Origin of the sequence: Lentzea xinjiangensis, from assembly GCF_900110955.1 — a bacterium.
GTDB lineage: Bacteria > Actinomycetota > Actinomycetes > Mycobacteriales > Pseudonocardiaceae > Lentzea > Lentzea xinjiangensis.
Genome location: NZ_FOFR01000033.1, coordinates 1 through 19,383, shown reverse-complemented (window position 1 = coordinate 19,383; position 19,383 = coordinate 1). Strand labels below are relative to the sequence as shown.

Annotated in this window: 16 protein-coding genes; 13 read left to right on the top strand and 3 right to left on the bottom strand. The window is 67.4% G+C overall.

Annotation, left to right across the window (positions count from 1 at the left end):
• The first annotated feature begins 349 nt into the window (after positions 1-349).
• The 9 genes from BMW88_RS38955 to BMW88_RS38920 all read left to right on the top strand — a co-directional run bounded on the left by BMW88_RS38955 (position 350) and on the right by BMW88_RS38920 (position 9,802).
• Positions 350-1,861: an HAL/PAL/TAL family ammonia-lyase gene (locus tag BMW88_RS38955; RefSeq protein WP_177221640.1), complete on the top strand. Its 1,512-nt coding sequence runs from the start codon at positions 350-352 to the stop codon at positions 1,859-1,861.
• A complete protein-coding gene (locus BMW88_RS38950) occupies positions 1,858-2,625 on the top strand; it encodes an L-tyrosine 3-hydroxylase (protein ID WP_089961661.1) in 768 nt (255 codons plus the stop codon). Before BMW88_RS38955 ends, BMW88_RS38950 begins: the two co-directional genes overlap by 4 nt.
• Positions 2,622-3,308, top strand: a complete 687-nt coding sequence (locus BMW88_RS38945; protein WP_089961659.1) for an O-methyltransferase — start codon at positions 2,622-2,624, stop codon at positions 3,306-3,308. Before BMW88_RS38950 ends, BMW88_RS38945 begins: the two co-directional genes overlap by 4 nt.
• Positions 3,305-3,430 carry a hypothetical protein gene (locus BMW88_RS44245; protein WP_281249516.1) on the top strand — a complete coding sequence of 42 codons (126 nt, stop codon included), beginning with the start codon at positions 3,305-3,307 and terminating at the stop codon, positions 3,428-3,430. Before BMW88_RS38945 ends, BMW88_RS44245 begins: the two co-directional genes overlap by 4 nt.
• The gene (locus BMW88_RS38940) at positions 3,427-5,688 is read left to right on the top strand and encodes an SDR family NAD(P)-dependent oxidoreductase (protein WP_089961656.1); all 2,262 of its coding nucleotides are present in this window, start codon (positions 3,427-3,429) and stop codon (positions 5,686-5,688) included. The genes BMW88_RS44245 and BMW88_RS38940 overlap by 4 nt, the downstream gene beginning before the upstream one ends.
• On the top strand, positions 5,685-6,719 hold the full coding sequence (locus BMW88_RS38935; RefSeq protein ID WP_089961653.1) for an alcohol dehydrogenase catalytic domain-containing protein: 1,035 nt from the start codon (positions 5,685-5,687) through the stop codon (positions 6,717-6,719). Before BMW88_RS38940 ends, BMW88_RS38935 begins: the two co-directional genes overlap by 4 nt.
• Positions 6,720-6,831: 112 nt before the next feature.
• The gene (locus BMW88_RS38930; protein ID WP_177221639.1) at positions 6,832-7,734 is read left to right on the top strand and encodes a nuclear transport factor 2 family protein; all 903 of its coding nucleotides are present in this window, start codon (positions 6,832-6,834) and stop codon (positions 7,732-7,734) included.
• Between the two features lie 258 nt (positions 7,735-7,992).
• Positions 7,993-8,412: a hypothetical protein gene (locus tag BMW88_RS41480; protein ID WP_143116474.1), complete on the top strand. Its 420-nt coding sequence runs from the start codon at positions 7,993-7,995 to the stop codon at positions 8,410-8,412.
• A complete protein-coding gene (locus tag BMW88_RS38920) occupies positions 8,321-9,802 on the top strand; it encodes a multicopper oxidase family protein (protein ID WP_177221638.1) in 1,482 nt (493 codons plus the stop codon). The genes BMW88_RS41480 and BMW88_RS38920 overlap by 92 nt, the downstream gene beginning before the upstream one ends.
• A gap of 633 nt (positions 9,803-10,435) precedes the next feature.
• Here the strand turns inward: BMW88_RS38920 and BMW88_RS38910 are convergent.
• The 3 genes from BMW88_RS38910 to BMW88_RS38900 form a co-directional block, all read right to left on the bottom strand.
• Positions 10,436-11,620, bottom strand: coding sequence for a hypothetical protein (locus BMW88_RS38910; protein ID WP_089961640.1), 1,185 nt, complete (start codon positions 11,618-11,620; stop codon positions 10,436-10,438).
• A gap of 109 nt (positions 11,621-11,729) precedes the next feature.
• Positions 11,730-13,070, bottom strand: a complete 1,341-nt coding sequence (locus tag BMW88_RS38905; RefSeq protein ID WP_143116472.1) for a glycosyltransferase — start codon at positions 13,068-13,070, stop codon at positions 11,730-11,732.
• 340 nt (positions 13,071-13,410) lie between these two features.
• Positions 13,411-13,722 (bottom strand): hypothetical protein, encoded by a 312-nt coding sequence (locus BMW88_RS38900; RefSeq protein ID WP_089961633.1) that lies wholly within the window; start codon positions 13,720-13,722, stop codon positions 13,411-13,413.
• Positions 13,723-14,921: 1,199 nt separating this feature from the next.
• On the opposite strand from BMW88_RS38900, the gene BMW88_RS38890 reads away from it, so the two are divergent.
• From BMW88_RS38890 to BMW88_RS38875, 4 genes are all read left to right on the top strand, one after another.
• Positions 14,922-15,755, top strand: coding sequence for an IclR family transcriptional regulator (locus tag BMW88_RS38890; RefSeq protein WP_089961627.1), 834 nt, complete (start codon positions 14,922-14,924; stop codon positions 15,753-15,755).
• Positions 15,756-16,511: 756 nt separating this feature from the next.
• Positions 16,512-17,360 carry a polysaccharide deacetylase family protein gene (locus tag BMW88_RS38885; protein WP_245778364.1) on the top strand — a complete coding sequence of 283 codons (849 nt, stop codon included), beginning with the start codon at positions 16,512-16,514 and terminating at the stop codon, positions 17,358-17,360.
• Positions 17,357-18,010, top strand: coding sequence for a GNAT family protein (locus tag BMW88_RS38880; protein WP_143116471.1), 654 nt, complete (start codon positions 17,357-17,359; stop codon positions 18,008-18,010). Before BMW88_RS38885 ends, BMW88_RS38880 begins: the two co-directional genes overlap by 4 nt.
• Positions 18,007-19,023: an LLM class F420-dependent oxidoreductase gene (locus tag BMW88_RS38875; protein ID WP_089961619.1), complete on the top strand. Its 1,017-nt coding sequence runs from the start codon at positions 18,007-18,009 to the stop codon at positions 19,021-19,023. The genes BMW88_RS38880 and BMW88_RS38875 overlap by 4 nt, the downstream gene beginning before the upstream one ends.
• Positions 19,024-19,383: the final 360 nt, after the last annotated feature.

The window sequence follows — 19,383 nt, the reverse complement described above, 5'->3', positions numbered from 1 at the left end:
GTCATCGTTCCGACAGGGGGAACGCTCGGTTGTGCGACGGCTTCACCGCTGCATACTTGCGGCGAAAATTGTTACGCGGACAGGTCGAGGTCGCGTTCCGAGATGGGACGGACGCCGGCAACTGGTGGCGGATCTCCGGTCCACCTGGCGGGTGCGGTCGCAGATCAGTCGGTGCGCCGGCTGGTCGGGGGCCGCAGGTCGGCCGCGATGTCCGGGCCGGACGGTTGTCCGTCGGCTCGCTGCCGGCAGTCCGAACTCCGGTGAACAGCGCGGCCACTTCGGACGGACCGCCGACCTGGCTGATGACGAGCTTCAAATCCACTTCGGCCGAATTAGGGGCGATGACACGATGAGCCCGATCGATTCCACGACCACCACCCTCGATCTCTCGGCTCCCGTGGAGTTGACCCACTTGGAGGCCGCAGCCCGGCCGATCCGGATCTCGTTGTCCGCAAGCGTCGTCGCGGACATCGAGCGCGGGCGGGGCTTCGTCGAGGCGACGCTGGCGCGGTGTGAACGCCCGGTGTACGGCGCCACCACGGGGTTCGGCCCCCTGGTCGTCTTCGACGGCCGGGAAAGCAGCACCGCGCAGTGCGACAACGTGCTGCAGCACCTCACCGTCGGCCAGGGGCCCGACCTGCCGATCCCCGTCGCCCGCGCGTCGGTGCTCGTGCGCGCACGGTCCCTGGCCCGGGGCTTGTCCGGTGCATCTCTGTCCACAGTGGATGCTCTGGGCCGGATGCTCGCCACCGGCTTCGCTCCCGTCATCCCGACCTGGGGCTCGGTCGGAGCCAGCGGGGACCTGGTTCCCCTGGCGCACGCCGTCCAGAGCCTGCGCGGACACGGGTACGCCTACTTCGACGGCGACCGGATGCCCGCCACCGACGCCCTGCGCGCGGCGGGCCTGACCCCGCTCGAGCTGGACGGCCGGGACGCGCTGGCGCTGGTCAACGGTACGTCGGTGACGACGGCGGCCGCCGGTCTCGCCGTGCTTTCGGCGCAACGCTCCCTGAAAGCCGCGGTCGCGCTGACGGCGGCACTGGCCGACCTGCTCGGTGCGGCGCCCGCGTTCCTGGCGCCGTCCCTGCTCGAGGCGTTCGGTCACCCCGAGGCCGCAGCGGTCGGCCGTGAGCTGTCGTGGTGGCTCGAAGGAACCACGCCGGTGGCGGGGCGGCCACTGCAGGAGCCCTACAGCATCCGGTGCACGCCGCAGCTGCTCGGCGCAGCCCGGTCGGCGGCCGGGTGGTCGGCCCGGACCGTCGCCGACGACCTTCGCGGGGTCAGCGACAACCCCCTGTTCTTCCCGGACGAGGACCTCGTCGCGCACGGCGGGAACTTCTTCGGCCAGCCCGCCGCCTTCGCCGCCGACCTGCTGTCCTCGGCGATGACCCAGGTCGGCAACCTCGCCGAGCGGCAGATCGACCTGCTGGTGGACCCCGGCCGCAACGGCGGGAGGCCCCCGATGCTCGCGGCCGAGCCGGGCAAGCAGCACGCGATCCAGGGCTTGCAGGTGCTGGCGACGTCGGTCGTCGTGGCGATGCGCCGGGCGTGCACGCCCGCGGCGATGCAGAGCATTCCCACCAACCTGCACAACCAGGACGTCGTCCCGTTCGGCACTCAAGCCGCGCTGACCGCCTACGAGCAGGCTCGTCTCCTGCGGCTGCTGCACGGATGCCTTGGCGTCGCGGTACGCCAGGCCGCCCACATCGGCGATCGCGAACCAACCGCGCCTCACTGCGCGGCCCTGGTCGCGGCGCTGGCCGAGCGGGTCGCGCCGATCACCCACGACCGCCCGCTCGACGAGGACATCCGCGTGGCTGCCGATGTGCTGGACGAGTACGTCGCGGAGGTGGTGTCGTGAGCGTTTCGCCGCTGCCCCGACTCACCGTTCCGCTACCGCAGAACCCGCTCGACCCGTGTGCGTGGCACACCGGTGACATCGACGAACCCGTCGGCCCGCCGCCGCTCGACAGCGAGACCGACATCGCCTGGTACCGCTGGTTGCTCGGGCACCACGGCGCCTTCTGCGTGTGGCGGCTGCTTTCGGCCGCGCTCGGCCGCGGCGCCTTCGACGAGGCCGCGGTCCTGCACGACGCCTACTCGGCGTTGCTGCTCTACTCGGGCAGCTGCCGCCCCGAGGTCTACCGCTCGGTCATCCGGCCCCGGATGGCGGCGCGGCACCCGGCGATGAGCGGGACGTGGGCGCGCGACCACCGCCACGCCGCCGCGCTGCTCGCCGAAGCTCGGCCGGCACCTGGGTCGGCGCTGAAGACGGCGGTGAAGTTCAACCGCCTCGTGCACATGACGGTGGCCGCCCGGCTCGTGCCGGTCGGCGGGTCGCTCCTGCGCGACGCCGGGAGGGACGTCCAACTGGCGCCCACCGAGGACGAGCAGGCGCTGCTCGACGACTTCTTCCTCGTCGACCGGGCCCCGGTCTGCACGCACGTCTTCACCGCGGCTCTGCGGGCGCGGGTGGCGGCGATGCTGGCGGACCTCGCGGCGCGGCCGGTGCACGCGACCTACGACCGCGACGCGGTCAACCACTTCCAGACCGACCTGTCGATGCACATCGGCCGCCTCGTCCCGATCGCCGAGGCGGCTCTCGCGGACGGAGCCAACGCATGACGACAACAGCGGAACAGCCCGACAAGGCGGTGCTGCTCACCCCGCAGGTTCTCGACTACGTCCGGGGTCAGCTCCCACCGTTCACCGAGGTCCAGCGCGACCTGATCGACGCCACGCTCGCCCTCGGCGAGGTGGCCGAAATGCAGGTGCCTCCGGAACAGGGTGCGCTGCTCACGTTGCTGGCCCGGCTGACCGGCGCCCGCGTCGCGGTGGAAGTGGGAACGTTCACCGGGTACTCGACGCTGGCGCTGGCCGAGGGTGTGGGTCCGACCGGTCGGGTGATCACCTGTGACGTGACCGACCGCTGGGCCGGCATCGCCACCGCCGCCTGGACCAGGGCCGGTGTCGCCGAGCGGGTGGAACCACTGCTCGGGCCCGCCGCCGAAACCCTGCGCGGCCTTCCCGAGGAGCCGTTCATCGACCTGGCCTTCCTCGACGCCGACAAGGTCGGCTACCTCACCTACTGGGAAGAACTCCTGCCCCGGCTGCGCCCCAACGGCTTGATCGTGGCCGACAACGTGCTCTACGCCGGCGAGGCGGCTTCCCCCGACGCGGAAGGCAACGCCCGAGCCATCCGCGAGTTCAACGAACACGTGCGCAACGACGACCGCGTCGAGTCGGTGTTGCTGACGGTCGCGGACGGGCTCAGCCTGGCCCGCAAGAAGAGCCTGGGGGAGCGGTGAGGGTTGCGCAGCTGATCGACCCGTCGCCGCTGTTCGAGCGCACCGTGCTGCTCGGCGACGTCGGTGCGGGCTTCGCGGCGATGGCCGGACGGGAAGCCGCCGAAGTGCTGGTGCGCCCGTGACAGTGGCCTGGGAGGTACCCGCCGACGCGCACCTCGGTGACTACGTCCTGCGGCCGGACGCCACGGACGAGGACCGGGTCGCGGTGGTGGACCACTCGCGGGGAGGGCGCGTCGAATGGACGTACGGACGGCTGCGCACGGCCGTAGCCGGGCTCGCGGCCTGGTTGCGCCGGTCGGGGGTCGGCGATGACGACACCGTGGTGGTGCTGGCCGAGAACAGCGGCGAGTTCGTGGTGGCCTACCACGGAATCCTCGCGGCCGGTGCGGTGGTGCTCGCGCTCGACCCGCGGGACACCGCTGAGCGGTGGCGCACCGCGATCGACGGAGTCAGTGCGAAGGCACTGATCGCGGAAACGGCCCTCGGGCCGCCGGAGGTTGCGGTGCCGACCGTCTGCGTCGGCCCCCGTACACCGAGCGGCACGTCGTGGGACGAGGCGGTGGCCACGCCACCGCGGCCGCTGTCTCCGCGCGGGGGTGACCGGACGGCGGTGCTGATGAGCTCCAGCGGCACGCAGGGCGCGCCGAAGCTCGTGCCGGTGTCGCACCGCAACCTGACCGCCAACCTCGGGCAGATCGCCCACCTGCACCGGGTGCGTGGCGACGACGTCGTCCTGTCGGTGCCGCCGCTGCGGCACATCTACGGAATGCAGATGGCGATGAATCCGGCGCTGCGGGCGGGCGCCACCCTGGTCATCGGCGCGACCCCGTTCTCGGCCGCCGACTTCACCCGCGACGTCACCGAGTACGGCGTGTCGCTGGCGTACCTGGTGCCGAGCGTGGTGACCGAGCTCGGCGCGGCCGGGGAGCCGCTGCCGTCGCTGCGGCTGGTCGTCTCCGGTGGTGCGCCGCTGCCCTCGGTGGACGCAGACCGCTGCGCCGCGGCCCTCGGTGTCCCGGTGGTGCAGGGCTTCGGGATGACCGAGGCGGGATGCGTGAGCTTCAGCCCGGACGGCGTCGAGGTCCCGCCCGGCTCCACCGGCGTGCTCGTCCCGGGCACGGAAGTGCGGTTCACCGGCGGGGACGAGGCGGAGTCGGGCGAGTTGTGGCTGCGTGGACCGCAGATCGCCCGCGCGGCGGCGGACGCGGACGGCTGGCTGCGCACCGGCGACCTGGTGAGCCGGGACGTGCACGGCTTCCTGCGGATCACCGGCCGGGCGAAGACGCTGATCAAGTACAAGGGACACCAGGTTTCGCCGGTCGAGCTGGAAGAGGTGGTCACCGGCCACCCCGCGGTGGCCGAAGCCTGCGTCGCGGGCGTGCCCGACCCGGTCGCCGGGGAAATCCCGAAGGCTTATGTCGTGCTGGCCGAGCCGGTCCCCCTCGCGGAGATCACCGCCTACGTCGCTGACCGCGTCGCACCGCACAAACGGGTGCGGGCCATCGAGCGGGTGCGGGCGATCCCGCGTTCCTCGACGGGCAAGCGGGTACGGCCCCCGGCGCTGCGGGTACTGGTTACCGGCGGCGGCCGCGGGCTGGGACGGACGTTCGCGGAGGCACTGGCCGCCGCCGGGCTGTCCGTCGCAGTCGCCGGCCGCGACCGGAGCAACTTGGCGGAGACCGTCGACGGAATCCGGCGAGCCGGTGGATCCGCGACCTGGGTGCGCCTCGACGTGACGGACGAAGATTCGGTGGCTCGCGGAGTCGAGCAGGCCGTCGCCGAATTGGGTGGCCTCGACGTGCTGGTGAACAACGCGGGTGTTCCCGGCCCGATCGGTCCGTTGTGGACTGTGAATGAGGCGGAGTGGCGCCGGGTGTTCGAAGTCGGGCTCTTCGGATCGGTGCGGGTGACGCGGGCGGTGCTGCCCACGCTCACCGGACGCGTGGTGAACGTGGTGAGCCAGGCGGGCACGGTCGGCTGGCCGCACGCCAGCGCCTACGCGGCCACCAAGGCGGGGTTGATCTCGGTGACCGCGAGTCTGGCCGGCGAGCTGGCCGGATCCGCGCGGGTGGCGGTGGCGTTCGACCCGGGCCTCGTCGACGCCGGAATGACCCGGTCCCACCTGGATCGCGGCCGGACGGGGAACCGCTGGGAAGACGACATCCTGGCGTGGACGGTGAAGGCCCGGCAGTCCGGGCGCTTCACGGCGGTCGAGGACTCGGCGGCCGCGCTGGTCGGCATCGTCACGGGCGCAGCGGACCACTCGGCCGGCCGGTGCGTCCGGACGGAGGACGTGCTGCCGCGAGTCCGGCTTTCCGCGTCCGTCGGACCGGGAGGGCCGGATTCGATCAGATCGGGCCGACGAGAGGTGTCCTCATGAAGGCTGCAATCTTGCACGGAAAGCACGAGTTGACCGTGGAAACGGTTCCCGACGCGGTGCTCCAAGCACCCGGTGACGCGGTCGTCCGCGTTGTCGTCGCCGGGATCTGCGGCACGGATCTGCACGGCTACAACGGACTTCCGGGTCCGGTCACCGGCCCTCGCTGCGGTCACGAATTCGTCGGCGTGGTCGAAGACATCGGCAACGAGGTCTCCACGCTCCGCCCCGGGACGATGGTCGTCGCGCCGTTCAACTTCGCAGACGGAACCTGCTCCGCGTGTCAGGCCGGTGTGCACAATGCCTGCGCCGCGGGCGGTATGTTCGGTGTGGACGGTGACGGCGCACAGGCCGAAGCGGTCCGCGTACCCTTCGCCGACGCCAACCTGGTGGCGGTGCCGGTGGACCAGAACGACGAACGGCTGTCCTCGCTCCTCGCCCTCACCGACACGATGGCGACCGGCTTCCACGCCGTCCGGACGGGCGGGGTCGAGCCGGGCTCGTCGGTCGCCATCCTCGGTGACGGGCCGGTCGGGATCTGCGCCGCCCTCGCGGCCCGGGAAGCGGGCGCCGGACGGATCATCCTCGTGGGCAGGCACGAAACGCGGTTGAGCAAAGGTCGCGACTTCGGTGCGACCGACACCTTCCGTGCTCGAGGACCCGAAAGCGCCGCCGAGTCCATCGATTTCGTTCACGCCGCCACCCAGGGGCTCGGCGCCGACGTGGTGGTGGAGTGCGGTGGCGGTCCCCAGACGCAGAACACGGCTTTCGCGCTGTGCCGGGCCGGCGGCACCGTTTGCGTCATGGGCAGCCCGCCGCTCGGCGACGTGACCCCGGTCTTCCTCCGCGGCATCACCCTCACCGGCGGGCTCACGCCGGTCCGCGCCTACCTTCCCGAACTCGTCGAACGGGTACTGGCCGGCACGCTCGATCCCGGTTCGATCTTCGACAGGGCGGTGACCCTGGACGGCATCGTGTCCGGCTACGAGGAGATGGCCGCGCGCACGGCCACCAAGGTGCTCGTGCGGCTCTAGCACGCCGAGAGCTGCCGTCTGTCAAGCACAGCCACATTTTCGACAATCGCAGAAATCGAGGAGTCAGATGCCAAAAAGGACTTACCGATCCCGAACCCGCTCACGTGTGGTCGTGCCGATCATCCTCTCCGTCACGATGACCGCCGCCGTCAGCCCGGCCGTCACCGCCGCACCGGCCCACCAGCAGGGCGCGTTCGAGTCGATCGCCTCCCCGAAGGAAAGGGTGAACAGGGCGATCGTCCTCGGCTTCTACACCGCGCTGAACCGCGGGAACTTCGGACACCTCGACAATGTGGTGCGCCCCGACCTCATCCAGCACTACCCCGCGATCGCCGACGGCCGGGCCGCGTTCCGCGCGTACCACGCGGGCCTGCGGAACCAGAATCCGGACCTCCGCTACACCGTGAAGCGGACCATCGCCCAGAACGACCTGGTCGTGACACACAGCCACTTCGTCGGAAAGGCCGGCGACGCGGGTGTCGCCAAGATTAATCTCTTCCGCCTCGACAAGGGCAAGATCGCCGAGCACTGGGAAGTCAACGAGGCCGTCCGGCCACCGGGCACGGGCAACGACATGTTCTCCACGCTCAGCTCGCCCAGGATCTCCAAGTCGCTGCCGTTCGCCACGGACGCCGAAAGCGAACACGTCGCCCGAGCCGCCTTCGTCGAGATCGTCAACCAGCCCGATGACGAACTCCGCCTCCAGGCACTGGACCGCTACATCGGGGACAACCCCTACTACCAGCACTTCCCGAACGTCCCGAACGGGTCCGGAGCGCTGCAGCAGTTCATCCACGACGCGTTCGCCGCGCAGCCGGACTACCGCGCGAACGTGAAGACCGTCGTCGCCGAGGGCGATCTGGTCGCGGTCTTCGTCCACCTGGAGAACCTCTTCGACATGAAGAACGGCGTCGGCGCCGACCTGTACCGCGTCCGAGACGGAAAACTGCTGGAACACTGGGTGGTCATCGAGCCCACTCCGCCGACATCGGCCAACCCGAACACGATGTACTGATCCGAAGGATGCGGGCGGGAAGGTGGCTCTGTGCAAGAAAAGGTCGCAGTCCGGCCCGCGTCCCCGTCGTCACCGGGCGGTTCCTGGCCCACGACTCCACTGGTCCTGCTCGCGATCGCCCTCGCGGCGGTCATGGCCTGGCAGATCCGGGACTGGTCGTCCTATTTGGACGTGAGACCGCGGTCGCTGTCGCTCCTTCCAGCCGATGCCGGACACCACGCGGGAGCAGATGGGACGCTCACCCCACCCCCTGCGATCGTGGCGTCCGCCGTCCCCAACTTCGCCGGCATCACAATGCTCGCCGCGCACGCGACCATGGCGAGCGTGCTGCTCGCCATGGTCACCACCCGGCGGTGGGCGGTGGCGGGGCGCATCACCGCTGTGCTGGTCTTCGCGGCGATGTCGGCCGTCCTCAGCGCCTCGGCGACGATCCCTCTGGCAGGGCTGACCGTCGGCAACGCGATTTCACCAGGTAACACGATGTCCGCGGCGATCACCGTGTTGCAGTACTCGTTCGTACTCTCCCTGCTGGCCGCGGTCGTCCTGCACCTGCGGACCGCCTCCCGAATCCCCGAAGGTGATCGACGTGCTGAACAGAAGAGATGCGATCAAACTCGGTTCCGTCGTCGGCGCGGCCCTGATCTTTCCGACGAAACAACTGGCATCCGCGTTCTCTGACGACCCGCCGGAGGTGCTGCCGTTCTCGCTGCCGTTGTCGATCCCCCCGGTGCTGAAGCCCACGCGAAGCACGGCGGACACCGATTTCTACGACATGCGGATCGCGGAGACCGAACTGGAGGTCCTCCCCGGCATCCGGACCAGGACACTCACCTTCAATGGGGGTTTTCCCGGCCCCACCATCCGCGCCCAGCGTGGTCGCGCCGTGGTGATCAAGCAGCTCAACGGCCTGCCCGGCCCTGCCACGGTGCATCTGCACGGCGCTGACGTCCCGGCGTCGAGTGACGGGCATCCGATGGACCCGATCGCACCCGGCCAGTCCAGGGTGTACCGGTATCCGAACGACCAGCGGGCCGCCACGCTCTGGTACCACGACCACACGCATCATCTCGAAGGCGAACGGGTCTACCGCGGCCTTTCCGGCGCGTATCTGCTGTCGGATCCCGTGGACGCGGTACTTCCGTTGCCCAGTGGCGAATTCGACGTCCCCCTGATGCTCAGGGACGCGAAGTTCGACAGCAAGGGCCAGCTCGTCTTCGTACCTGACGACTTCCTGAACCGGCCGACGGTTCTCGTCAACGGGCGGCCACAGCCCTACTTCGAGGTCAAGCGGAAGCTGTACCGCCTCAGGTTGATCAACGGCTCGAACCTGGAGATGTTCAAGTTCCGGCTCTCCACCGGAGCGCCCTTCCTGCAAATCGCGTCCGACGGCGGCTTCCTGCGCGTGCCCGCCGTACGGCAGGAGATCGACGTCTGGCCGGCGGAGCGTGCCGAGGTCCTGGTGGACTTCCGGTCGGTTCCGCCGGGCACCGCCATCGCGCTGCAGAACGTCGCGGCCCTCTCCGAGAACAAGCGGGACATCCTGCAGTTCCGGGTCGGCGACAAGGGTTCGTGGTCCAAGCCGGAGATCGCCATCCCCAGCTGGTCCCGTACACGGATTCCGTTGGTGCGGAGAGAGATTCCGGGATGGCCGGCGAACAACCCGCTGCGAGGAAGGGCCACGAAAACCCGGCGATTCGTCCTGCGGCTCGACCTCGCGAGCGGCCAGTTCGTCATCAACGACAAAGGATTCGACCCGAATCGTGTGGACGCGACGATCGAGCACGGCTCGACCGAGATCTGGGAGATCGTGAACGACGACGCCGCTCTCGGCATCCAGCACACGGTGCACCTGCATCTCGTGCAGTTCAGAGTCCTCGACCGGAACGGCAAGCCCGAGCCCGCCTACGACTCGTACCCGAAGGACACCGTCCGCCTGTTCCCCGGAGACGTCGTCCGCATCCAGGCCACGTTCGACTCCCACCTCGGCCGCTATCCGTTCCACTGTCATTTCCTCGACCACGCGACCCACTCGATGATGGGCCAGTTCGAAGTCGTGCCACGCCGATGAGGAGGCCGGCCGCGGGGCTGACACGTTGGTGACCGTGTGTGGCCGTGATCATGGATGAGGCCTCCGGGTGCGGTGGTGACCGAGAAGTCAGTCATCACCGCACCCGGAGGCCTCGATGGAACACACCAACGCCCGCCGGATCGTGCACGAACGCCTGGTCCTGGGTTCACGGATCGCCGCTGCCAGACCGGTTGCGCAGAGGGGAACTCGGTGTCGCGGCAGGGCGCGCATCGCTGGGGTGCGCCGACTCCGTGAGCAGGGCCCAGCGGGCTTGGCCGATCGATCGAGCCGACCGCACCGCAAACCGTTCCACACATCTGCCGAACTGGACGGACGGGTCGCGGCGCCGCGAACAGAGCCGCGCTGTGGCCCTGCCCGCACCGCTGTACCCGCCCGCAGGGTCTCACCCGTACCGGCACGGCACGCCGCGGTCGACGACCACGTGCTCTGCGCAGCCGCCTGGTTCGCTGGGCAGGGCGTGCCGCGCGTTCACCGTGTCCACGGCACCTGCACCGCTGCAGTGGCTTGAACACCACAACACGGAACGCGGTCACACCGCACTCGACAGCGACCTACCGATCAGCCGCGCTCAGTCACCAGTGACTCCGAGCAAGCTGAACCGAGCGAGAAGGCTCAGTTCAGCTTGTCCGGATTGTTGCGTCCAAGGGACTCGTGCGCGGAGACGAACTCGCTCGCGCATTGGGCGACCGCGCAACCGACTTCGCCGGACAGCAACACCGCAGCGATGATCTCGGCGAGCTTGGCCACCTTGCCGGTGCCGACGCAGCCGACCATGCCGAGGGTGGCCTGAAAGGCCGGCAGACCCGTTCCGCCACCGACCGTTCCCACGATGAGCGTGGGCAGCGTCAGGGAGATCTCCAAGTCGCCACTGCTTGTCACGCGGGAGTCCACGATTCCTTTCGCGCACTCACCCAGGTACGCCATGTCCTGCCCGAACGCCTGGAACAGGCTTGCCATGCCGTTGACGACGTGGATGTTGAGCGACGAGCTGCCGTGCAGTGCCAGCGTGCTCCGGTAAGCCTGGATGTATCGATCCAGCCGCCGGACATCCGTTCGCCCTCGAGAAGCTACGACGTCTGCCGAGAGTATTGCCCGCGCGGTCACCGCCTTGCCTTTCAGGCGTGCCGGAATGGGTTTCTTGTCCTCCGGGTACGGCAGGAACTCTTCCAGTTTGATGCCGCTGTGTTGAACGATGTGCTCCGACACCGCGGCTATCCCTTTGCTTGCCATGTTGCTGCCCATTGCGTCACCGGTGGTGAATTCGACTGAAACCAGTACGGTGCAGCCGACGTGTTCGTAGGTGAGCCGCTGCGCACGCAGATGACCGCTGGTGCTCTCCGCCTGGGCGAGAAGCACCTGCTCCTGGGCTCGGCACCACATCACCAGGTCTTGCGCTTCGCGGAGGGTCTCCACTCGGTAGTGGATGCCCCGCAGGAAGCGGTCGGCCGTCACGACGACTTCGCAGCCTCCCGACGCCTTGAGCATTTTCGCACCGCGGCTGTACGAGGCCACCAAGGTGCCCTCCAGCGTCGCCATGGGAACCACGAACTCGCCCACGGCGTGTTGTCCGTTCACCAGGACGGGGCCGCAAAGCCCGAGAGGTACGGGTACCGCACCGACGAAGTTCTCGACATTGCCCACCACGTCGCTTCCTGTGAGCGTTGTCTCCAATGCCGTGATCAGCTTCTTGTCGTCAGAAAGCAATTCCGCTAGCAAGTTCCGCCGCTGACGCTCGCTGGTGCGCGAAATGTGCATCTTCACATGCCGTTCTGCTGAGAGTTGGGAGAGGCGCTTCATCTGAGTTGCGGGAAGGTCGCGGTGCTCGGCGAACTCGGCCGCCGAGCACCGCTGGGGCGGTTCTTACCTGTTGCACCAGTTCCGCGAGCACGCTTCCCGAGACCGCACTTCAGGAGTGGAGAAGGTCGCCGATCGCGCCGGTTCCCTGCGATGCCGGTGTTTTGCAAGCCGTTTCGACGATGTCGGTGATGGTGCGAAGCGCGTCGTACTCCGCGTACTCGGCTTGCAGCCGTCGCGCGGCGGCGCGGTAGGTGTCATCACGCAGCACCTCGCGTACCGCGTCACCGATGTCGGAGGCGCGCGGCCTGCCCGTCGCGAGGTTGATGGCCGCGCCGGTCCACGCGGCGTGTGCGGTGGAGTCCTTCTTCTCTTCGGTCTCGCCCGCCAGAACGAGTGGCACACCACGGCTGAGAGCCATCTGCATCCCGCCGAATCCGCCGTTGCTGACGAACACGTCAACATGCGGGAGCAGTTGCGTGTACGGGATGTACTCGGCGGCACGCACGTTGTCCGGGAGATCACCGAGGTCGCTCACCGGCCGGCCGCCGGTGGTGGCGATCACCAGGCAGTCCTGGCCTGCCAGAGCCTCGATCGTGGGCAGCATCAGTTCGGAGTAGTCGTCATTGCTGACCGTCCCCTGCGAAACGAGAACCACGTTCTCGGCGTTGAGCACGTCATCCCACCAATGCGGCAGTGGCACGTCCTGGTGGTCCTCCTCCCAAGGCACGCCCACGAAGCGAACCGAACTCGGGAGGTCGCTGCGCGGGTACTCCATGGCGGGGATGGACAGGTGCAGGCATTCATCGGCTACCACGACCTGGGCGTCGAAGTAAGAGGGCAGTGTGCCGGTGCCACCGCAGTCGCGGACCAGTTGCTCGGCGAGGCGTTGCGCGGAGGAGAACGCCGCGCGTACCTCCGCGTTGAGCCGAGCGTTGCGTTCCCGTCCGCTTGGCGACGCGTCAGGCAGCAGACCCATGCCGAAAGGTGCCGTGTCCACGCTGTACAGCGGAAGTACGGTGACACCGAGACCGATCGCCCGCGCGGGTCGGATGCCCGGCGCGCCCAGCTGGATCGGCCACAGCCCGTTGAAGTACATCTCGTGCAGCACGACCGTGGGCGTGTCCGGTTGTTGCGCCAGTACTTCCTGGATCGCCTCGTGCTGCTCCCGCATGGGCTTGGCCAGTACCTCGGTGAGGTAGACGGCGATCTGCTCGACCCCGGGCGCGACCGAGGTGAGCTGCGGGAAGGACTGGTACACGTTCGGGCCGTCGTAGTCGGCGTGCCCCTTGAGCGGATGGAAGGCGGCGCCCGTGCTGAGGACCGCGTCGCGCAGATTGGTACCGGTGACGAAGGTGACGTCATACCCCTTGGCCACCAGGTGTGCGGCGATGGGGCGCAGCGGGTTCACATGCCCCGGAAAGGGAATCGCTGCCATGACCACGCGCGTCATACCTTGACCTCCAGAGGTGCATTGTGAAGAGAAGATCGATCGCCAATATTTCAGTGAGATTGGAAATACGCGTCCGTTCGAACTCCAACGCGCGACTCGGTCAGGCCTCAGCGCTCATTGCGCTCGGGCAACGAGAAACGCGAGCTCCAGCAGCTGGGGTTCAGCGTTCACCGGTGGCGAAGTGGCGGTCGCGGGTCATGAACGACAGGCTTGACAGGCTGTTGGAGAGACGCGGTCTGGGCGTCCACATCGTTGTGAGGCGCAGGTGACTGGAGTGCGGTGGGGTGGACCGAGTGCAGGCGCAGGCCTCATAGCGGGAGCAGCACCAGCCGTGTTTCGCTCAAGCCGGGACGCTCACGGGCGCCTCCCCGCGGGCAGCTCGCACGAGTTTCACCAGCACGGATTTGACGCTGCATTCAAGGTAGGTGTGGCGCCACTCTGCTCCGAGCGTCAGCAGGGAGTCCAGGAACGCGACTGTACGCACGAGGTGACATGCCAGCACTTCGCGGACATCCGCCAGCCGCACGACCAGTTGACTCAGCAAAGGTGAGTGGACCGGGATGCTTGGCGCGGCACAAGTGACCGCGTCCACCACGGCGGAGAACCGGGCTGCCGCCTCGTCGAGCGGAGCGTGGTGGAACGGGTAGGACACGTGCCACCAGGACAGCGGGCGTCAGGCCGCAGCAACGGGTGTAGAAGTCGTACAGGCAGATCTCGGTTGCGAAGACCGCCAAGTGGAGTCTGCCGGGATTGTCTTCGACCAGGCTTTGGAGCGTCGGGGCTGTGCGGTCGGTGAGCAACTCGGCTACCTCAGGTCCGTCCGCGGCCGTGGACGCTGCGTTGATCTGCTCCAGTACGGCGGGCAGCCCCGCGAAGTCGTCTGCGAACTCGTGCAGGCCACCCGGAAGATAACCGCCGTGGCCGGCGAAGAGGAATACCGGGTCGGCGCTTTGCTGGTTCACAAAACTCCCTCGTGAGTGTGCTGTGTTCGAATATTGCTGTCGCGCCGGTGGGGAACAAGGCGTCATTCCGCCCTGTGGAACGGCATGGTCGTCGCACTGCAGGTCGGTGATCAGTCGGTGGCGGGTGCGGCCTTGTTTCGGGAATCTTCGAACGGCTGGGCGGGAACACGTCCCGAACTGCCGTGACCAGAAGATGATCTTTGTGCACGGTGGGCCGATGCCCGGCTCGTGTCAAGGCGTGCACGACGCAGGGGAACGTCGACAACGGCCACCGTGCCAGCACCGCCGAGAGATCCCAGTCCGATCGGTGATGCTCGCCGCCGGTAGGGCCGGGTGCGATGGAAAACCGCGGTGCCGGCGGTGGTGAGGTTCAGGGCGCTGCCGTGCTGTTTCAATTGCGTGCGAAGATTGTTCTGGGTCGCGCGCCGGATTGCTGAGTACGGCGACCCGGTTAGGCTGCGATGAGGTGGCCAGGAGTCGGAACACCTTTCGGACCACGTCCAGCAGTGAGCTCTTCTCCGTGTCGACCGGTGCTCTCCACCGGCGCGATCGAAAATCACGACTGAGATCCCTGATGACGCGGCTTCGTCGGGTTCGCGCCTCCGCCCGATCAGCGCAAAGCGTTGTGAAAATTGAAGCGAGCGGGACTGCGTCATTCAGTTTCCCGGAAATCGTGGCTGCACCGCAGATTGATCTGATCCTCGCTGTCCTGGGCGCTAGCGGCGTCACCCATCCGGGTGACGCCGCTCCTGGGTCTGTCACGGCGATTGCGGAAAACCGCACTGTGGAACTCGGTCCGATGATTGCGGAGTTCCACAGGTTCGTCGTAACCAGATTCCATACCGTCGTGACTGCTCCTCCGCAGGTCGCGTCGAGGAGGTGATGAAGGGTGGTGGCGGTGTTGTCGATCAGCACGTCCTGCACGGGTTCGCAGCCCGGAGGCGATACCCGCCAGTCGGACGGAGACACCGTGGCGGGCAAGGCTGCTGCGGCGAAGGTGCTCGCCGTTTTGGAAGCCTTCAGTCTCTGTCAGGGCGAGGTCGGCGTTGCCGAGCTGGCGCGGAAGGCGGGTCTGCCGAAGACGACGACACATCGGATGTTGGGCTTTCTGTGTGATGAGGGTTTCGTCAAGACCGCTGCCGGGCGCTACGAGTTGACGGTCAAGGTTGCGGGTTTGTCGTCCTCCGGCACAGACGTCGAGCCTGGGGTCTACGACCGCGTCCTCCCTTATCTGACCGACCTTCACGAAACGGTCAAACACCCGGTTCTGCTGGTCGTGCGTGCGGGAGGCGTCGCGCGTGTCGTCAAGCGGGTGTGCGGCAGCCGAACTGCGGGGTTCGCGACCCACCTCGGCGACACGCTGCCTCTGCACTGCACGGCTGCGGGCAAGCTGCTCCTGGCACACGCGTGGACCCAGGAAGAACAAGATCTTGAGCTTCACCGCTACACCGAGTTCACCATCACGGACAGGGGCCGGCTCCGGCGGGAAGTGGTATCGGCGCAGGCCAGTGGCATTGCGGCGGACATCAACGAATGGCGGCTCGGGGTGACGAGCCTGGCTGTCGCACTGCGCGATTCCGGAGCCGCGCCGCCGGTCGTGATCACAGTGGTCGGTCCCTCCGTCAGGTTTGACGTGCGAGCGGTGGCTCCACAACTCCGGCGGCTCGCGCACCATGCCGCACTGGGTATGCGGGATTCACAACTTCGATCTGTCGCGACGTGACGGTGCTGGTGTTCATGTGTGGGATTCGTCTTTCGAACCACCTGTGCGATCAGGCGGAACCTCGTAACGACGTTGATACGCTTATCCATTCGGCGTCTTGCTTCGAGTGCTTCTCTGCAGAGGCTTGAGACCCGACCGAGAAGCAATTGCATGATGTTCGTTTTGCCGATTACCTCCACGTTGTGCGGCCGTGGACGTCACGCCCGCACTTGGCTCGGACCTGGCGAGAAAAGTATTCTTGACACGCCGGTGTCATCAGTGCATTGGTGTACAACCCGCCGTGCTGCCAGATGTGTTCCTGCGCCCGTGCCTCGGCTTCTAGCGTGTCGGCGGAGATTGCCGCGCAAGCCAGCTGGGCGAATGTCGCGAAGCGAGTTCCGCACGCTGGAACGATTCATTGGCGCTCATCGCTGCTCAAACTAGAGTAGGAGATCTGAGTGCGGAAAAGAAAGTTGATCGAAGCATCCTTTTGGGCTCCGAAAATGGCCTGTGGATGAGCGTAAAAAAGCTTGATGGAGTTGCTCGTGGAATCGAGGCTGCGTGGCGCTGTCGAGGGGGTGGAGTTTGCCTGCTCCGCTCATCGCGTCAATGGGACTGATCAGTCCGGCCGAGCACTGGATTGCGTATGGCCGCTCCGGCGGACGAAAGTCTTGGAACTCGTAGTTGCTCTTGCAGCCTGATCGGGAAAGGTTCTGAAAAATGCTAAATCCGGGTTCTTCGCCTTGGGGGTGGTCGGAGTCGCAATGGCGATCCGTGGTGGACGAGACGAACGCGGGTATCCGGCTGGCCCCGGAGAGTTGGCCGCAGAACGCAAGCGTGGCCGTCGCGATCTCGGTCGACGTCGACAACGAGACGCTTCCCCTTTCCCGCGGTGAGACGGGACCTGGTCTTCTGTCGCAAGGCCAGTACGGTGCGCGCGTCGGCCTGCCTCGAGTTCTCGAGACCCTCCGCCGGCATTCCGCACCTGCGACGTTCTTCTACCCGGTCGTCTCCACCGCGCTCGATCCCGCTGGGCTGGCGGCGGTCCGAGCTGACGGGCACGAGATCGGGCTGCACGGCTGGATCCACGAGAAGTGCGGCGAGCTGACTGCGGACCAGGAGCGGGAGCTGGCTCTGCGCAGCGCGGACGGGCTGCAGGCGGCAACCGGTGTCAGGCCGGTGGGTCTGCGTACGCCGTATTGGGACTTCACCGTGCACACGCTGCCGATCATCAGGGAACTCGGACTCGAATACGACTCCTCCCTGATGGCCGACGACCAGCCCTACGAGCTCCTGCACCGGGGTGAGGCGACCGGGGTGACCGAGATTCCGGTGTCCTGGATCCGGGATGACGCCCCTTACTTTCCTGACGACGCTTTGGGAAAGCAGGTCTTGGCGCCGCGTGAAGTGCTGCGGATCTGGCAGGACGAGTTCGACGCGGCCTACGCCGAAGGTGGCTTGTTCACCCTCGCGCTCCATCCGCACATCATCGGGCACCGTTCACGTGTCAAGGTGCTGGACGAGCTGCTGGCGCACATCGCCGCCCATGCCGGAGTCTGGTGGGCCACTCATGCGGAGATCGCGCGACACGCGGCGGCGCACCGGACTCCTGCGGTGAAGAAATGATCATCCCGACCCCTTGTCGCGAATCGAGAGGACCCACCACCGTGCCGATGATCAACACGGTTCACGAAGACCAGACCGAATCCCTGGTCGACGTCTACACCCGAGCCTTCTACGACGACCCCGTGTTTTCCTGGATCTTCCCCGACCCGGAACGCCGCACGGACGCCAATCGGCACTTCTTCACCGTGATCGTAAAATCGACGTTCGCTGGTGGCGGACTCGCGCTCCAGGTCGACGACTTCAGCGCCGTCTCGTTGTTCTACCCGCCGTCTGTCCTGCCCACGGCGGAGGACCACGCCGACATCATCAGGCAGCTGACGGAACGGCTGGGTGACCAGGCTGAGCGGGCGGTGGCTTTCATGAACCTGCTCAACGACAACCATCCACGAGATGTACCGCCGCACCTCTACGGCACTTTCCTCTCGACGGTCCCAGGGCGGCAGGGCAAAGGGCTCGGGACCAGGCTCAAGAAGGCTCAGTTCGCCCTCGCTGACGGTGCGGACGCGGGCGTGTACGGCGAAGCCAGCTGCCTGCGCAACCTGGCGTTGTACGAGCGGCTCGGGCAGGTGCGGCTGGGCGAGCCGATCACCTTGCGAGGCGGTCCTTCGCTGTATCCGATCTGGCGCCCGCAGGCTAGCAAGCGCACATGAGCCGGTGGGGCATCACCATTCCTTTGCCAGGGGTCCCTCTCGCGCAACACCGGAGGATCGTCGAGGAGCTTGCGGACCTCGGGTACACCGACATCTGGACGTCCGAGAAGGCGGGCACCGACGCCTTCACGCCACTGGCGCTGGCCTCTCAGTGGGCGGAGCAGCTGCGGCTGGGCACCGCGGTGGCATCCGTGTACACCCGTGGTCCGGCGCTCCTGGCGATGAACGCGGCGACGCTCGCGGGACTGGCCCCCGGCCGGTTCGTGTTGGGAATCGGCGCGTCATCGCAGGTGATCGTGCAGCGGTGGAACGCAGGAGAGTACGCGACCCCTCTCCGCAGGGTCCGGGACACGCTGCTGTTCCTGCGGTCCGCGTTGGGCGGCGAGAAGGTGACCGAGACGTACGAGACGTTCTCCGTCAGCGGTTTCCGCTTGGAGTACGCGGTCGATCCGCCGCCACCCATCGCGCTCGCCGCCCTGAGGCCGGAAATGCTGCGGTTGGCCGCGAAGGAAGCCGATGGTGTGATAACCAACTGGCTCGCTCCTGGTGACGTGCGCCAAATACGGGAAGTAGTCGGCCAGAGCGTCGAACTGGTCGCCCGGGTCTTCGTCTGTCCCACCGCGGACGGGGCGCTTGCGCGTCGGCTCGGCCGGCGACTCATCGCGGAGTACCTGACTGTGCCCGCCTATGCCGCGTTCCAGAATTGGCTTGGCCGCGGAGAGGTGCTCAAGCCGATGCACGACGCCTGGAACCGTGGTGACCGGTGCGAGGCGCTCGAGATGATTCCCGACGAGGTGGTGGACGACCTCATCGTGCACGGCGCGCCCGAAGCCTGCCGCGATCGGATCCAGTCCTATGTGGACAATGGCCTGTCGACACCGATCATCGCGTTGGTCCCGACCGGCGACGACCCTGTCGGCCACGTCAGGAGCCTAGGACCGCCTGGTATCGCAACGGCAGTGAGGTGTGAGGTTTCCCCGGAAGCTCGGAGACATCCGAGCATGGCCCGATAGGACCTGAGGGGAGTCGTCCGTGGCGGCGCCGAAGAAGTACGCCGACGAGCTGAGGGCTCGTGCGGTCCTGCCGTGTCGGGAGTTGGATCCGAAGCCGGTGATCCGTCGGCGGGCGGAGCAGCTCGGGGTGCATCACGAAACAGTGCGCGATGTGCCTGCCTCCAAAAGAACCGGATGAGCGATGTGGTGCATTTCTCCTGCTGGCGGAACTCGCAGACCTCCAACTGGAAGCTGTAGGTAGGTAGATCCGGGACCTTGCGTGCCCCTAAAGGTTGTCCCGTAACGCCGTCTCGGCGCGATCGATGATCTTGGTGTGGAGCGGGTGATCAGTGCGGACCGGCCGGAGTGGGTGCCGGTGTT

Excerpts from the sequence above, each read along its gene's own strand:
- BMW88_RS38910 (WP_089961640.1), bottom strand. The coding sequence starts at position 11,620 with ATGAAGCGCCTCTCCCAACTCTCAGCAGAACGGCATGTGAAGATGCAC.
- BMW88_RS38945 (WP_089961659.1), top strand. The coding sequence starts at position 2,622 with ATGACGACAACAGCGGAACAGCCCGACAAGGCGGTGCTGCTCACCCCG.
- BMW88_RS38955 (WP_177221640.1), top strand. The coding sequence starts at position 350 with ATGAGCCCGATCGATTCCACGACCACCACCCTCGATCTCTCGGCTCCC.
- BMW88_RS38935 (WP_089961653.1), top strand. The coding sequence starts at position 5,685 with ATGAAGGCTGCAATCTTGCACGGAAAGCACGAGTTGACCGTGGAAACG.
- BMW88_RS38905 (WP_143116472.1), bottom strand. The coding sequence starts at position 13,070 with ATGACGCGCGTGGTCATGGCAGCGATTCCCTTTCCGGGGCATGTGAAC.
- BMW88_RS38880 (WP_143116471.1), top strand. The coding sequence starts at position 17,357 with ATGATCATCCCGACCCCTTGTCGCGAATCGAGAGGACCCACCACCGTG.
- BMW88_RS38875 (WP_089961619.1), top strand. The coding sequence starts at position 18,007 with ATGAGCCGGTGGGGCATCACCATTCCTTTGCCAGGGGTCCCTCTCGCG.